This window comes from uncultured Litoreibacter sp. (genome assembly GCF_947487515.1).
Taxonomy (GTDB): Bacteria; Pseudomonadota; Alphaproteobacteria; order Rhodobacterales; family Rhodobacteraceae; genus Litoreibacter.
Genome location: NZ_CANKWO010000001.1, coordinates 135626 through 150784, shown reverse-complemented (window position 1 = coordinate 150784; position 15159 = coordinate 135626). Strand labels below are relative to the sequence as shown.

The 15159-nt window shown below is 56.2% G+C and carries 11 protein-coding genes and 1 tRNA gene; 6 read left to right on the top strand and 6 right to left on the bottom strand.

The genetic code is table 11. From position 1 onward, the window contains the following. Positions 1-322 precede the first annotated feature (322 nt). The 5 genes from Q0746_RS00745 to pdxH all read right to left on the bottom strand — a co-directional run bounded on the left by Q0746_RS00745 (position 323) and on the right by pdxH (position 6592). Positions 323-4009 (bottom strand): vitamin B12-dependent ribonucleotide reductase, encoded by a 3687-nt coding sequence (locus Q0746_RS00745; protein ID WP_298256225.1) that lies wholly within the window; start codon positions 4007-4009, stop codon positions 323-325. 699 nt (positions 4010-4708) lie between these two features. Then, positions 4709-4785 (bottom strand) — tRNA-Pro (locus Q0746_RS00740). A gap of 46 nt (positions 4786-4831) precedes the next feature. Next, positions 4832-5317: a DUF192 domain-containing protein gene (locus tag Q0746_RS00735; RefSeq protein WP_298256223.1), complete on the bottom strand. Its 486-nt coding sequence runs from the start codon at positions 5315-5317 to the stop codon at positions 4832-4834. After that, positions 5298-5825, bottom strand: a complete 528-nt coding sequence (locus tag Q0746_RS00730; RefSeq protein ID WP_298258001.1) for a cold shock protein — start codon at positions 5823-5825, stop codon at positions 5298-5300. The genes Q0746_RS00735 and Q0746_RS00730 overlap by 20 nt, the downstream gene beginning before the upstream one ends. A 161-nt stretch (positions 5826-5986) precedes the next feature. After that, positions 5987-6592 carry a pyridoxamine 5'-phosphate oxidase gene (gene pdxH, locus Q0746_RS00725; RefSeq protein WP_298256222.1) on the bottom strand — a complete coding sequence of 202 codons (606 nt, stop codon included), beginning with the start codon at positions 6590-6592 and terminating at the stop codon, positions 5987-5989. Between the two features lie 258 nt (positions 6593-6850). Between pdxH and fabI the strand changes: the two genes are divergently transcribed. From fabI to trpE, 6 genes are all read left to right on the top strand, one after another. Beyond that, on the top strand, positions 6851-7654 hold the full coding sequence (gene fabI / locus Q0746_RS00720; protein WP_298256220.1) for an enoyl-ACP reductase FabI: 804 nt from the start codon (positions 6851-6853) through the stop codon (positions 7652-7654). Positions 7655-7660: 6 nt separating this feature from the next. Beyond that, on the top strand, positions 7661-8275 hold the full coding sequence (locus Q0746_RS00715) for a LysE family translocator (RefSeq protein WP_298256218.1): 615 nt from the start codon (positions 7661-7663) through the stop codon (positions 8273-8275). A 30-nt stretch (positions 8276-8305) separates the two neighbouring features. Then, entirely contained in the window at positions 8306-8806 is a 501-nt protein-coding gene (gene gpt, locus Q0746_RS00710) for a xanthine phosphoribosyltransferase (protein WP_298256216.1), read from the top strand. Between the two features lie 27 nt (positions 8807-8833). After that, positions 8834-10006: an aminotransferase gene (locus Q0746_RS00705; RefSeq protein ID WP_298256214.1), complete on the top strand. Its 1173-nt coding sequence runs from the start codon at positions 8834-8836 to the stop codon at positions 10004-10006. 67 nt (positions 10007-10073) lie between these two features. After that, positions 10074-11930 (top strand): peptidyl-prolyl cis-trans isomerase, encoded by a 1857-nt coding sequence (locus tag Q0746_RS00700; protein ID WP_298256212.1) that lies wholly within the window; start codon positions 10074-10076, stop codon positions 11928-11930. A gap of 3 nt (positions 11931-11933) precedes the next feature. Beyond that, a complete protein-coding gene (gene trpE, locus Q0746_RS00695) occupies positions 11934-13448 on the top strand; it encodes an anthranilate synthase component I (protein ID WP_298256210.1) in 1515 nt (504 codons plus the stop codon). 21 nt (positions 13449-13469) lie between these two features. Here the strand turns inward: trpE and Q0746_RS00690 are convergent, their stop codons facing one another. After that, entirely contained in the window at positions 13470-15020 is a 1551-nt protein-coding gene (locus tag Q0746_RS00690; RefSeq protein WP_298256208.1) for a polysaccharide deacteylase family 2 protein, read from the bottom strand. Between the last annotated feature and the right edge of the window lie 139 nt (positions 15021-15159).

The following is a 15159-nucleotide window of genomic DNA, read 5'->3' as shown; positions in this document are numbered from 1 at the left end:
CACCGCACATCTCATAGAACTGGCCCATCGCCCATTGGATGAACTCGTCGAATCTTGATGGTGAAGTTGCGGTCTAGAGGTGGAATGCCTGCGCTATGGGTATGCGCGCAAAATGCGCCAGCGGACCCCAATACAGGTTGCAGCCCTCTTTCACACCGAGACAAGAAAAAGGCCCCTTCTACTGAAGGGGCCGAGTTTCACTGATCAGGCTCGTAATTATACCGCTCAAGTTTTTTTGCCTGCGGCCTGATCTGCGTCAAGGGCGAGCGCACCCACCCCGGAACCCGAACGGTGCTCCGCAGGAGCACCATCGGTATCTTGTTTAGCTACAGCCGGATGTCCCGCCGCAGGTGTTGCACTTCATGCACGTTCCGTTGCGCACGAGCGTGTAGTTGCCGCATTCATTGCAGGCCTCACCCTCGTAGCCTTGCATCTTGGCCTTGGTGCGTGCGTCCATGGCCACCGAGCCGGAGCTAAGTGCAGTGCTGGACGATGTTGTTTCTGGCACCAAGGTTTGCAGCGCCACAACCGGATCAGCCGCACCATCCAATGCCGTCGCACCCATGGAGGCCATGCCTCCTTGAAGCACTTTCAATTCTTGGGGAACGCGCTTGCGCAGGTAGCCGGTGGAGCTGATTTGCTTCAGCACTTCCAATGACTTAGAGGCCGCAGTTTCCGACAGATCGTCGATGTTTTGCAGGTTCTCTTCCTCGCCGCGACCAAGATCGTCGAAGGTGGCGCCTGTTGGTTTCACATGGGCCAGATCGGTGCGGTCCAAGTAGGACACGGCCAGCTCGCGGAAGATGTAATCCAAGATCGACGTGGCGTTTTTGATGCTGTCGTTGCCTTGAACCATGCCCGCAGGCTCGAACTTGGTAAATGTAAACGCGTCGACGAATTCTTCCAACGGCACGCCGTATTGCAGACCAACCGACACCGCGATGGCGAAGTTGTTCATCATGGCGCGGAAGCCTGCGCCCTCTTTGTGCATGTCGATGAAGATTTCACCCAATTGGCCGTCTTGGTATTCGCCCGTGCGCAGGTACACTTTGTGCCCGCCCACGACAGCCTTTTGGGTATAGCCTTTGCGGCGTTCTGGCATTTTTGTGCGTGCGGTGGCTTTCTCGACCTCTTTGATGATGATCTTCTCGATCACCTTCTCGGCCAAGACGGCTGCCTTTTGCTCGTTAGAGCCGCTTTCCAGAATTTCTGCCGCCTCATCGTCATCCTCGACCAAAGCCGCGGCCAGAGGTTGCGACAGTTTCGAGCCGTCACGGTACAAAGCATTGGCCTTGATGCCCAAGGACCAAGACAGCTCATAGGCTTTCTGGCAGTCTTGGATGTCCGCATCATTTGGCATGTTGATCGTCTTGGAGATTGCGCCAGAGATGAAGGACTGCGCCGCCGCCATCATGTAAATATGGCTGTCCACTGACAAGAAGCGTTTGCCTTTCTTGCCGCATGGGTTGGCGCAATCGAACACAGAGTAGTGCTCTTCTTTCAGGTGCGGTGCACCCTCCAAGGTCATGGTGCCGCAGACGTGGTCGTTGGCGGTCTCGATCTGCTCCTTAGAGAAGCCGAGATGGCGCAACATGTCGAAGCTTGGGTTGTTCAGCTCAGCCGCTGGGATGCCCAGCGTGCCGGTGCAGAACTCTTCGCCCAAAGTCCATTGGTTGAACACGAAGCGGATGTCGAAGGCACTTGGCAGTGCGGCTTCGATCTTGGCCAGTTCAGCTTCGCCGAAGCCGTGGCCCACAAGTGCGGTGTGATTGATGCCAGGCGCATTGCCGATCGTGCCGTGACCCACTGCGTAGGAGACGATCTCTTCGATCTGGTTGCTGGCATAGCCGAGGTTTTCCAATGCACCTGGAACGCCGCGGTTGATGATTTTGAAGTAGCCCCCGCCCGCAAGCTTCTTGAATTTCACAAGTGCGAAGTCGGGCTCAATGCCGGTTGTGTCACAGTCCATAACCAGACCGATTGTGCCTGTTGGTGCGATCACGGTGGATTGGGCGTTGCGGTAGCCGTGCTTTTCACCCAATGCCAAGGCTTCGTCCCAAGCAGCCATCGCGAGGCTTACGAGATCTTGGTCTGGGCAATTGGCGTGGTCGAGCGCCAGTGGCTTGATGTCCAGCTTCTCATAGCCGTCGTCATTGCCGTGGGCCGCGTTGCGGTGGTTGCGGATAACCTTGAGCATATGCTCGGAGTTCTTGGCGTAGCCCGGGAATGGGCCCAGCTCTTTGGCGATCTCGGCGGATGTGGCGTAAGACACACCGGTCATCAGCGCAGTCAGGGCGCCACACATCGCGCGGCCTTCCTTACTGTCGTAGCCCAGACCCATGTTCATCAGCAGACCGCCGATGTTGGCGTAGCCCAGCCCCAAGGTGCGGAAGTCGTAGGAGCGCTGCGCGATCTCCTTGGACGGGAATTGCGCCATAGTGACCGAGATCTCCAGCGTCAGCGTCCACAGACGGCTGGCGTGCATGTAGAGTTCCGCGTCAAACTTCTGATCCTTTTGGTAGGTCAGCAGGTTCATCGAGGCGAGGTTACAAGCCGTGTCATCCAAGAACATGTATTCGGAACACGGGTTGGAGCCGCGGATTTCGCCGTCTTCTGGGCACGTGTGCCAAGCGTTGACGGTGTCGTGGTACTGGATGCCGGGATCGGCACAGGCCCATGCAGCGTGGCCCACTTGTTCCCACAGATCACGGGCCTTGATGGTTTTGCAGACTTTATTGTCCTTGCGGTTCACCAAATCCCAATCGGCGTCAGCCTCTACGGCTTTCAAAAAGGCGTCGGTGACGCGGATGGAGTTGTTGGAGTTCTGGCCCGAGACAGAGTTGTAAGCCTCAGAGTCCCAATCGGTGTCGTAGGTCGGGAACTCAATGGAGGTGTAGCCCTGCTTTGCGTAATCCAACACCCGTTTGACGTAAGTCTCTGGGATCGCAACTTTCTTTGCCTCGCGGATGGCGTCTTTAAGCTGCTCGTTGGACTTCGGATCAACCGCGTCTTCGATCTTGCCGTCCCAAGCTTTGATGGCTTGGAAGATTGTGTTGAGCTTCTGTTCGTGCATCTTGGAGCCCGCGACGATGGACGCCACTTTTTGCTCTTCCAGAACCTTCCAGTTGATGAATTCTTCGATGTCAGGGTGATCCGCGTCAACAATCACCATTTTCGCGGCGCGGCGGGTTGTGCCGCCCGATTTAATCGCCCCTGCAGCACGGTCACCGATCTTTAGGAAACCCATCAGGCCGGAGGACTTCCCCCCGCCTGACAGGCTCTCGCCGGCAGCACGCAGGGAGGAGAAGTTCGTGCCCGTGCCGGAGCCGTATTTGAACAGGCGTGCTTCGCGAACCCAAAGGTCCATGATCCCGCCGTCGTTCACCAGATCGTCAGAGACTGATTGAATAAAGCACGCATGTGGCTGCGGGTGCTCATAGGAAGATTTGGATTTGGTCAATTTGCCGGTCTCAAAGTCGACATAGTGGTGACCTTGGGCCGGACCATCAATGCCATAAGCCCAATGCAGACCAGTGTTGAACCACTGAGGTGAATTCGGAGCGGCCATTTGCTTGGCCAGCATCACGCGCATTTCGTCATAGTATGCCAATGCGTCGGCCTCGGTGGTGAAGTAGCCGCCTTTCCAGCCCCAGTAGCACCAAGCGCCGGCGAGGCGATCGAACACCTGCTTAGACGAGGTCTCGCCAGTAAAGCGTTGATCTTCGGGCAGTTTCTTCAAGGCGGCTTCATCGGGTACAGAGCGCCACAAGAATTCTGGAACGCCCTTCTCTTTCACCGGTTTGGTCGCGGCTGGCACGCCAGCTTTGCGGAAGTATTTCTGCGCAATCACGTCAGAGGCCACTTGGCTCCAACCTGCGGGAACTTCGACGCTATCAAGTTTGAACACGATCGTGCCGTCAGGGTTGCGAATTTCGGACGCGGTAGAAGTAAATTCCAACGCTGCATAGGCGTCTTGTCCGGCTTTCGTCAGTTTACGGTCGATCTTCATTCGTGTGTTCCCCGATTACCCTGGCGCGCAACAAAGAATGCGCCACAAATTTAAGTTTGACCTGCCTCATGCGGGTCGTGAAAGTCGTTTAAAGACAAAGATATCGGTCTCACGCTGCGGCATGAGTGAGCGCAAATAGCGCCACTTCCTTTTTGGAGTGTGTCCCAGTCCCGTCGCCGCTCGCTGCCACTATATGTGGTGGCTTGTCTGTCGGCCTGTACTAAGTGACGTATCAAACCCCGTTTGGTCAACGAATTTTTTACCACATAATTGATCAAAAATTGGTTGACCAAGCTGCAACTCACTCTTGCGCGATTCCTTTGGCCCAAGCAGTCCAAATCCATTCACAGCACAGCGGATCGTGAAAAATTAAACTAAACGGCTGGCTTACCTTGAAAAGCTACGGCTTCAGGTGAACCGCACACAGGTTATCCACAGGTTTATCCAGAGAGTTCCAAGTCAAAACGCAACATGTAGCGATTTTTTTCACTCTTACCGTCTAAATCTAGATAATTGAGACCTGTTGCCTCAAAATGCCTCAGAATACCGCGGACCACGCCCCCCTGCGCAGAATCGCTCGGCGAGGCGAAATACTATATGTGGTTTGCAGATTTCACACGGGCCAGATGCCCTTGCAGCGGCATGACTCTGTGACGACAAATTCGAAGGGAAAGGAACCAATCTGTGACTGGTTTAAGATGGTCGGGGCGAGAGGATTCGAACCTCCGACCCCCTGTACCCAAAACAGGTGCGCTACCAGGCTGCGCCACGCCCCGACTATCTTGTGCGCTTCCTAACCCCAGTTTTCGGAATTGAAAACCCCTAACCGCAGGGCCAATGCGCTTCATTTTGAATAAAGCTGGAATGTCTGAGTATATCGCCCTTTTTGATGCCAAATTTAGCGGCCAAACCGCCACCAATCTCTAGCACATGGGTCAAATCATCGCCGCCATGGATCGGAGATTCGTCCAGTGGAATCGCATTTGGGTGAATCTTGGCTATTTTGCCGCGCTCATCGACGAAGATCATATCCAAGGGAATCAGCGTGTTCCGCATCCAAAAGGCCAAAGACTGCGGTGTCTCGTAGACGAATAGCATCCCAGAAAGCGTCGGCATGCTCTCGCGGTTCATCAATCCGGTGGCGCGTTCCTGAGGATCATCCGCGATTTCGACGCGGAAATTCATCTCGCCGAAGTCTCCTTTGATGCTGACCTGATCGAAAGAGCAATCATCAGCAAAACTGGCCGTGCATAGCAATGTTGCGGCGCAAAGCCCCGCGAGACTGCGACTAAACGCGGTCGATTGCATGATCCCATGCGTGGATTTCAGCAGCCATTTTGCCGCGTTCCCCATCCACGACACGCAGACAGACAGCCTCGCCCGCAAGAACGTCCGCAAGCCCACATCGCTGTAGAACCTCGATGTGAAGGAAGATGTCTTCGTCTGATCCATAGGCATTTGCAAAGCCGAAGCCCTTGCCTTTGTCAAACCATTTCACCCGCGCAGGGATCAACGCTACGTCTTGCAAAGACGCATCGATCTGGCCGTTTTCGGGGTCACTGGCCGGTGGCACAATCGAGACAACCTCAACCGCTTGAAGCCCGCGCTCTGTTTGCTGAACGCGCAACTCAACGACACTGGCGTCCGCAACGGACCCCTGCCCGAAGTTCCGCAGAACATTTGCATGGAGCAAAATGTCAGGCCCACCTTCGTTGGAGACGACAAAGCCAAAGCCCTTTACCGCATCGAACCATTTAACCTGACCGACAATTTGTTTCGTGTCGTCAGCTACGATTGCTTCGTCATTCTGTGTCATCAAAATTGCATCGAATGTTTCGACGCCTCCAAGACTTCCCATGGAGTACTCCCAACTTGTGTTGGCCCCACGTTCTCATAAAGAGAGGATTCAAGATAGGTAAGGGTTTCCTGCCCCCTACTAGTTTCCGTGTACGTCAATTATCGTTGTTTTTGACATAGTTATGGATTTAATCTCTCGATCTTCCATGGTGTATCAATTCCTGCTCTTACCCAACGGAATCGGTCATGTAAACGGGCTGGACCATCCGCCCAGAACTCAAACTCAAGCGGTTCTATTCGAAAACCACCCCAAAAACTGGGGCGCGCAGGGTTCAAGCCTTTGCTTGCAGTCACTTTTGCGACTTCGGCGACCAAAGCACTTCGGGACGCCAACGGGGCCGATTGTTTTGACGCCCAAGCCCCCAAACGGCTCTTGAGCGACCGAGATTTATAATATTCATCCGCCTTCGGGCCATCCTCACGGCTCACATGGCCACGAACGCGAATCTGCCGGCGGAGCGATTTCCAATGCATCACGAAGGCCGCATTCTGGATGCTGTCGAGTTCCTGCGCCTTTGTACTTTCGTAATTTGTATAGAAGACGAAAGCATCTGCTTCGATATCTTTAAGGAGAACCATTCGCACATTCGGCATGTTGTTGCTGTCAACAGTGGCCAAAGCTACGGCATTGGGATCGTTTATCTCGCTGTGTTCGGCTTCTTGTAGCCATTGTCTGGAAATCTCGAACGGATCTTCACCCGCGAACTTCCCTGTCCTGTCTGCCATCGTCTGCTTTCCCATGTATTACGAGGAAAACTGTATCGTTCATTTTCTGCCTGCTCAATACAGTGTTAGGCGGGTTTCGAAGTTACGCCACGTATGATTGCCCCTGATTTAGGGCCGCGCATCATCGCGCGTTTTGCATGTTAGCAGATTGTTGGACCGCTTTGCGAGTTAACACATTGTTTAGCCGTGGCTTGAAGCAGGGAATGCTTTGGCATACACCAGCCTAAACACAAATAAGAAGTCGCGTTGGGGGACTATATGTCAAATGGATTGATGGCGGGCAAACGTGGCCTGATCATGGGGGTGGCGAACGACAAGTCCATCGCTTGGGGAATTGCGAAAGCCTGCGCTGATCAAGGTGCGGAAATTGCGTTTTCCTATCAGGGTGATGCGCTGCTCAAACGGGTGCGTCCCTTGGCCGACAGCATCGGGGCCAAACATGTGCTTCCGTGTGATGTTGGTGACGGCGCGTCGATTGACGCTTTGTTTGACACGTTGAAAGAAGACTGGGGTTCCTTGGACTTTGTAGTTCATGCCATTGGTTTTTCTGACAAAAACGAGTTGCGCGGTCGCTATGTCGACACCAGCGCCGAAAACTTCCGGATGTCGATGGATATTTCCGTCTATTCCTTTACAGCCGTGGCGCAACGCGCCGAGAAGATGATGACCGATGGCGGCTCAATGCTGACCCTCACCTATTACGGCGCGGAAAAAGTCATGCCACATTACAACGTCATGGGGGTTGCCAAGGCGGCCCTTGAGGCGTCGGTCAAATATCTGGCCGAGGATTTGGGCAAGGACAACATTCGCGTCAACGCCATTTCAGCTGGCACAATCAAAACGCTTGCGGCTTCGGGCATTGGCGATTTCCGCTACATTATGAAATGGAACGAGTATAACGCGCCGCTGCGCCGCACCGTGACACAAGAAGAAGTCGGCAAGTCGGCGCTCTACTTGTTGTCTGACCTCGGCTCTGCCGTGACGGGTGAAGTTTTGCACGTTGACGCGGGCTACCATGTAGTCGGGATGAAGGCCGTCGACGCCCCCGACATCGAAAAGTAGCCACATATGAGCTTCACCGCCCTATTTGCGATTTGGCTGCTGCATCTCTTTGCGGCAATCAGCCCTGGCCCTTCTGTTTTGATGTCAGCCCGAATTGGCGTCATGCAGGGTATGAGAGCGGGCACATTTGTCTCAATCGGCATAGGGATCAGCGCGGTCATCTGGGCGGCGGCGGCCTTGTTTGGACTGGCGATCATCTTTGAGGCCGCACCAGCGCTGCTTTGGTCCTTGAAGATATTGGGGGGCATCTATCTTGTCTGGCTCGGGTGGAAAATGTGGAAAAGCGCGGACACCCCGCTAGAGCAAGCCCAAGACGGCGCCCTGCCCCGAAGCGACTGGTCAGCCCTGCGCCTTGGGATGATCACACAATTGGCCAACCCCAAGCCGGCGATCATGTTCAGCGCCATTTTTCTTGGGACTGTACCACCATCGGCCCCTGTTTGGGTCTATGTGGTGATCCTGACGTTGGTCTTCCTCAATGACACATTGTGGAATGTCTTTGTTGCACGGCTGTTCTCTTTTGATCGCAGTCGTCGGGCCTATCTTGGCCTCAAATCCCACCTCGACCGCTGCTTTGGCGGGTTACTTGCCCTTCTGGGCGTGAAAATCGCCGCCACCTAAATCGCGACCACCTATACGGAGCCCCAAAAAATGACCGACCGCTTACCGCACGAAAAAGGATTTCACATCAGCTGGGATCAAATCCATCGTGACAGTCGGGCATTGGCTTGGCGTTTGGACGGACATGGCCCTGAGGATGGCGCGTGGCGCGCAGTTGTGGCGATCACCCGTGGGGGCATGGCACCTGCGATGATTGCAGCGCGTGAACTGGACATTCGCACGGTCGATACGATTTCGGTGAAATCCTACGACAACCAGACCCAATCCGAGGCCTCGGTGCTGAAAAAGCCGGACGACACTTTGATGGGCGACGGCACTGGCATCTTGATTATCGACGATCTGGTCGACAGCGGCAAAACTCTTGAGATCGTGCGCGGTCTCTATCCCAAGGCCCATTTCGCCACGGTCTATGCCAAGCCCAAGGGGCGCGCTCAGGTGGATACATTCATCACCGAAGTGTCTCAAGATACGTGGATTTTCTTCCCATGGGATATGGCGATGCAATATGTGAAGCCCTATCGCGGCGACTAGTTTTCCATCCTGTTAGGAATTACCCAGATGCGTCTGAACCCAAATATGGCCGCCACTTTTCCGCCCCCTGTTATGGAGGCAAGGCGCTGGATCGACGGGGTGGATTTCCCCAAAGATCGCCCGTTGATCAACGTCTCGCAAGCGGCGCCTGTTGATCCGCCGCCACCGGCGTTGCGTGAAGCCATGGCGCAATTCGTGTTGGACGAGGATGAGACCCATCTCTACGGGCCGGTTTTGGGGCTTCCAGAGCTGCGTGCAGAGGTCGCTACTCAGTGGAATGACGCCTATTCGGCCACATTGGGCGCGCAGAATGTCGCCATCACCTCTGGATGCAATCAGGCTTTCGCATCAATGATTTCGACGCTTTGTGCGGCCGGCGACGAAGTGATTTTGCCGACACCTTGGTATTTCAACCACAAGATGTGGCTGGATATGGGGGGCATCACATCGGTCGCTTTGAAAACAGATGCGCAGCTTTTGCCGTCGGTTGACGATGCGGCGGCTTTGATTACTTCAAAAACACGCGCCATCACATTGGTATCCCCGAATAATCCTGGTGGCGTTGAGTATCCGTCAGACCTGCTGGGGGCCTTCTATGATCTGTGCAAATCACGCGGTATCGCGTTGATTGTGGATGAAACCTACCGCGATTTCGACAGCCGCAGCGGTGCGCCACATGATCTGTTCACCCGCCCCGACTGGGATCAAACGCTGATCCAGCTCTATTCGTTTTCCAAGGCCTACCGGCTGACCGGACACCGTGTGGGGGCTATGGTCGCCTCCGTCGCGCGTTTGGCACAAGCCGAGAAGTTCCTTGATACCGTCACGATTTGCCCCAACCAGTTGGGTCAACGCGCCGCCCTTTGGGGAATGCGACATTTGGGCGCTTGGCTCGGTGAGCAGCGGGCCGAAATTCTGGCCCGACGGGCGGCCATCGAAACCCATTTCCCCCGTCTCGCCGCCAAAGGTTGGGTGATGCAGGGCAATGGCGCTTATTTTGCCTATCTGAAACACCCTTTCGACGAGCCGTCAGATCAATTGGCCCAACGCATGGTGCGCGAGATCAGTGTTTTATGCCTTCCAGGCACGATGTTTGTCCCTGAGGGCGACGCATCTGGGGCAAATTCACTGCGCATAGCTTTCGCAAATATCGACGCAGATGGCATTGCACAGTTATTTGAACGTATGGAAACCCTTTGATCGCCTTGCCCCTGTGTGGGCAACGGTCTAACAGTTTGAAACTGGTATTCTTCTAGGAAGGTGAGACATGGCCAAGTCAGGCAAATCAAGCGCATCGCGCTTCGCGGTGTGGGTTATTTTGCTCTTGTTGGTACTCGGTCTAGCGGGCTTTGGGGCCGGCGGGCTTGGCGGCAACATCACAACTATCGGCAGTGTAGGTGATACCCCCATCACGGCTCAAGAGTATCAAAACGGTCTGCAGCAGGAGCTCAACTTTGAGAGCCGTCGCCGCCAACAGCCCGTGTCGATGCAGACCGCCCTGCGTGAAGGCATCGACCTGCGGGTCCGTGAACGGATTGCAGCGGTATCAGCCTTGACCGAAGAAGCCCGCGTCATCGGCCTGTCGGTGGGAGATGGCGAAGTGCTGAACCAATTGCAGCAGGTTCAAGCCTTCCAAGGCCCGACCGGCACCTTTGATCGCGACTCTTATGAGTTCGCGCTGGAGCGCAGCAATATCCGCCCTGCCGAATTCGAAGACAGCTTGCGCAGCACCGCCGCGCGCCAAATTCTGGAGCAATCCGTCACCGGCGGGCTGACGTTGAATGACGCTTATGCCGAAACGCTCTATGGGTTTTTGGGCCAACGCCGGTCGTTCCGCTGGGCCACCTTGGGGGCCGATTTGCTCACAACGCCTAATGCCGTCCCAACAGACGCCGAGTTAGCAGAATTCCACAGCGAAAATGCTGCGCAATTCGAAACCCCTGAAATTCGCAAGATCAGCTATGCTTGGCTAACACCTGACATGGTGGCCGCCGAGATCACGCCGAATGAAGATGAGTTGCGCGCGCTATATGACGAGCGCTCGGACGAGTTCAACCAACCGGATCGCCGGATGGTGGAGCGCCTAAGCTTCATCGACACGGCAGCCGCCACTGCTGCCAAAGCAGCCTTGGACGCTGGTGAGACAACATTTGACGCCCTCGTTGAGGAACGCGGCCTGACGCTGGAAGACGTGGATCAAGGCGAAGTAGCACGCGATGATCTGGATGGCCCGATTGCAGAGGCTGTGTTCGCCTTGACCGAACCAGGCATCTCGGCCCCTGTTGAGACATCTTTGGGACCCGCGCTTTACCGTATCAACGCGGTTCTGGAAGCCCGAGAGATCACCCTCGAAGAGGTGCGCGACGAGCTGGTGGAACAAGCCACAGCTGACCAAGCCCGCCGTGCGGTTCTGGATCAAATGAACGATGTAGACGACCTGCTTGCGGGCGGTGCCTCCTTGGAAGAATTGGGCAAGGATACCGATCTTGTCTTCGCCCAGATCGACTTCTTTGATGAAGAACGCAGCGGTATCGCCGGCTATGACAACTTCCGCGAAGAAGCCGCCTTGATGAATGAAGGCGATTTTCCGGAGGCCCGTGAACTGTCAGATGGCGGTATCTTTGCGGCTCGTTTGGACGAGATCGTAGCACCCGCCCTGCCCCCGTTGGAGGACATTCGCGAAGAAGTCGCCGCAGCTTGGGACGCAGCGCAAACAAAGCGCCGCCTGACCGAGTTGGGTGACGCGCTGAAGGCAAAGCTGGACGCCGGCGAAACCATGGAGGCCCTCAGCCTCGAAGGCCGCACAGAGACAGATCGTGGCCGTACGGACTTTGTCGAGAACATGCCAGTGGCCCTGCTGGTTACCGCGTTTGATCTTGAAGCCGCGGGAGAAACCGCCTTGGTGCCATCTGACGAAGGGGCCATTTTGGTCAAGCTTCTCGATATCTCGGACGCGGATCTGGAAGCAGAGGATGCGCAAGCGTTCCTGAGCCAGCTGTCCCAGCAAGGAAGTGCCGGATTGGCCGCAGATGTGTTTGAGCTTTTCGGTCAGTCGGTGCTGTCGCGCCACGGCTTAAGCCTTGACCAAGTCTCGATCAACGCTGTGAACGCGAGCATTCATTAACCCATGGCTTTGTTTCCCGAATATGACGAGTTCGCCAAGCGTTTCGATGCGGGCGAAAATCAGGTGGTCTACACACGGCTGGCGGCGGATCTCGATACTCCGGTGTCGTTGATGCTGAAACTCACCGCTGCGCAACCGGACAGCTTTGTGCTGGAATCGGTGACCGGCGGAGAGGTGCGTGGACGCTACTCGATCATCGGCATGAAGCCCGATTTGATCTGGCGCTGCCATGGCAACACCAGCGAGTTGAACCGCACCGCCCGATTTGACCGCGACGCCTTCGAACCTTGCAAAAGTGACCCGCTAACGGCCTTACGCGAAGTTCTGGCCGAAAGCCGCATTGACCTGCCTGACGGGTTGCCAGCGGCCTCGGCTGGGCTATTCGGCTACCTTGGCTATGACATGATCCGTCTGGTGGAACATCTTCCCAATGTGAACCCAGATCCCTTGGGCGTGCCGGATGCCATTATGCAGCGGCCGTCTGTGGTTGTGGTGCTGGACGGTGTCAAAGGAGAAGTCATCGTGGTCAGCCCTGCTTGGGCATCCGAAGGGCAATCCGCGCGTGCAGCTTATGCGCAGGCCGCCGAACGGGTCATGGATGCGGTGCGCGATCTGGATCGCCCGATGCCTGCGGACACCCGCGATCTGGGCCAAGAAACCGAAGTGGCCGAACCTGTGTCCAACTTCACCCATCAAGGTTACCTGGACGCGGTCGAAAAGGCCAAAGACTACATCCGTGCGGGCGACATCTTTCAGGTAGTGCCCTCACAACGCTGGACGCAAGATTTCCCTTTGCCGCCCTTTTCGCTCTACCGCGCGTTGCGGCGCACCAACCCGTCGCCGTTCATGTTCTTTTTTAACATGGGGGGTTTCCAGATCGTTGGGGCCAGCCCAGAAATACTGGTGCGCGTCTTTGGCCGAGAGGTCACAATCCGCCCAATCGCGGGCACCCGCAAACGCGGGGCCACCCCTGAGGAAGACCGCGCGTTGGAGCAAGACCTGCTGGCCGATAAGAAAGAGCTGGCAGAGCATTTGATGCTGCTTGACCTCGGTCGCAATGACACGGGCAAAGTGTCAAAGATCGGCACGGTTAGCCCAACCGAAAAATTCATCATCGAGCGCTATAGCCACGTGATGCATATCGTCTCCAATGTCACGGGCGAGTTGGCCGAAGACCAAGACGCGCTGTCTGCGCTTTTGTCGGGCCTGCCTGCGGGAACCGTATCCGGTGCGCCAAAGGTGCGCGCAATGGAGATCATCGACGAATTAGAGCCCGAGAAACGCGGCGTTTATGGCGGCGGCTGCGGCTACTTTTCGTCCAATGGTGACATGGATATCTGCATCGCATTGCGCACGGGCGTGGTGAAGGACGACAAACTTTACGTTCAAGCTGGTGGCGGCGTTGTATATGACAGCGATCCCGAAGCTGAATTTGAGGAAACCGTCAATAAATCCAAGGCCTTGCGCATGGCAGCTAAAGAGGCCGGAATGTTCCTGCGTGACGGAAACAACAGCTAGACTCGATGAGGCCCCTGTCGCTCAGGAGGCCTCATCCGCAAGCATAACCGCCGACACAGGAACCATGGCGATCCCTGCTTCCTTCTTTTCCAACACCCATTCCACAATGGCTTTGACTGTCTCGGGATAGCTGCGCCCAACCACCACCACCGCACCGTCGCGATTGGCATTGAACGCCGCGCGGTCCAGATAGCGTTTGATCTTGGGGCTTTCCTCCAGATCAGCGTCGAGCACGCGGAACACAGTGGCGGCTGGAATGTCTTCACGACGGGCCGCTTGTTGCGCGGTGTTCAACCCGCGATCATAGGTAATCAGCCCATGTCCCGAATTTCGAATGGCGCCCAAAACCGGTTGTAGCAATGACCGGTTGGACTGGATGCGGCCATCCAACGGATCCATGATCCCCACCGCTTGCGGGAGTTGCGCAAAATAGGCCTCTACCGCGACCGCCACATCACTTGGTGAGGAGGCTGTGGGCAGCTCATTAGCAATCGCCACAACTTCGATACCTGCGGCACGGTAATCTGTCATGATCTGCTTGGCATTGGGGGCGGTCGGATCGATCGCAATGGTGACGGGGACGGCCAGTTTCATCAAGTCACTGCGCGGAATTCCGTCTTCTCCGCTATCGATCAGCACAACCCCAAAGAGCGCCTTATCTTCCACCCCTTCAACCGGAGCGGCAAAGGCGCGTAAGGCTCCTAAATCTTCGGCTGACGAGGGCGCCACATCCGCTGGCGCCTCTGGCTCGGCGTCCACTTCTGCGGCTCCGCCCACGCTTGGCAACCGGTTGGTGATCACGCCTGAGTCAACTTGCGGCAATGTAATCGGCGTGTCGGCGGAGGCCAGCTCGATCTCTTGCGGTGCAGAGGTTATGACCGGCAAATTGGACGGCTTCGACGTAGCGGGCTCTGCCGTAGCCAGTGTTTGGGCGTCGTCTTCGGTTTTCTCGGTTCCCGTAACAACCGGCGAAGCAACCTCATCGGGCTGCACCGTGGGAGAGGTCGTTTCAACTGCTGCGGTTTCAACCTGCGGGGCGGCATCTGCTGCCAAGGCCTGTTCGCCTGCCTCGACTTGCGTTACAGCTGTGGAGGACGGATCGGCGCTGGCAACGACGATCTCGCCTGTAGTTTGTGCCGGAGCGACCGATGCGTCCTGCGGGGCTAAACTGGCCGCGCGGTCGTCAGTACTGGCGATTTCGGCTGCTGGGCTGTCTGTGTTTGCTGTGCTGGCCACATCTCCTTGCGGCGCCTCAGGCTGAACAACTGCGGCCGCAGATGTTGGGGCTGTCGACGTCGGCGCAGTCGGGGCGGTTTCGCTTTGCTCCACGCTGGCGGCGGTCGCCGCGCTGGACGACGCGGCAACGGAGGTGTCATCTTTTACTTGCGCGGCTGTATCCGCTTTCGTCGCGTCTTCGGATGACACTGCATCAGGCGTTGCGGTTTCCACTTCAAGTTTCGGCGCGGCATCAATGCGATCTTGCGGCAGTGGCGCATAGAGCGACAGCATTGCCAGCACCACAGTGCCTACAAATCCACCAGAGACCACCCCTGCACCAATTCCATTTGCCATTCTCTTGACCCTCGCCCGATCATTTGTGTCGTCACCTCAGAGCATAGGCGAAACTTTGGGCCTTTTCGCCCTTATTGTTTGTAGGTCACCGATATAAGCGGCCTTGACCCCAGCCCGTAGCTCTGAGCATTTATACCGC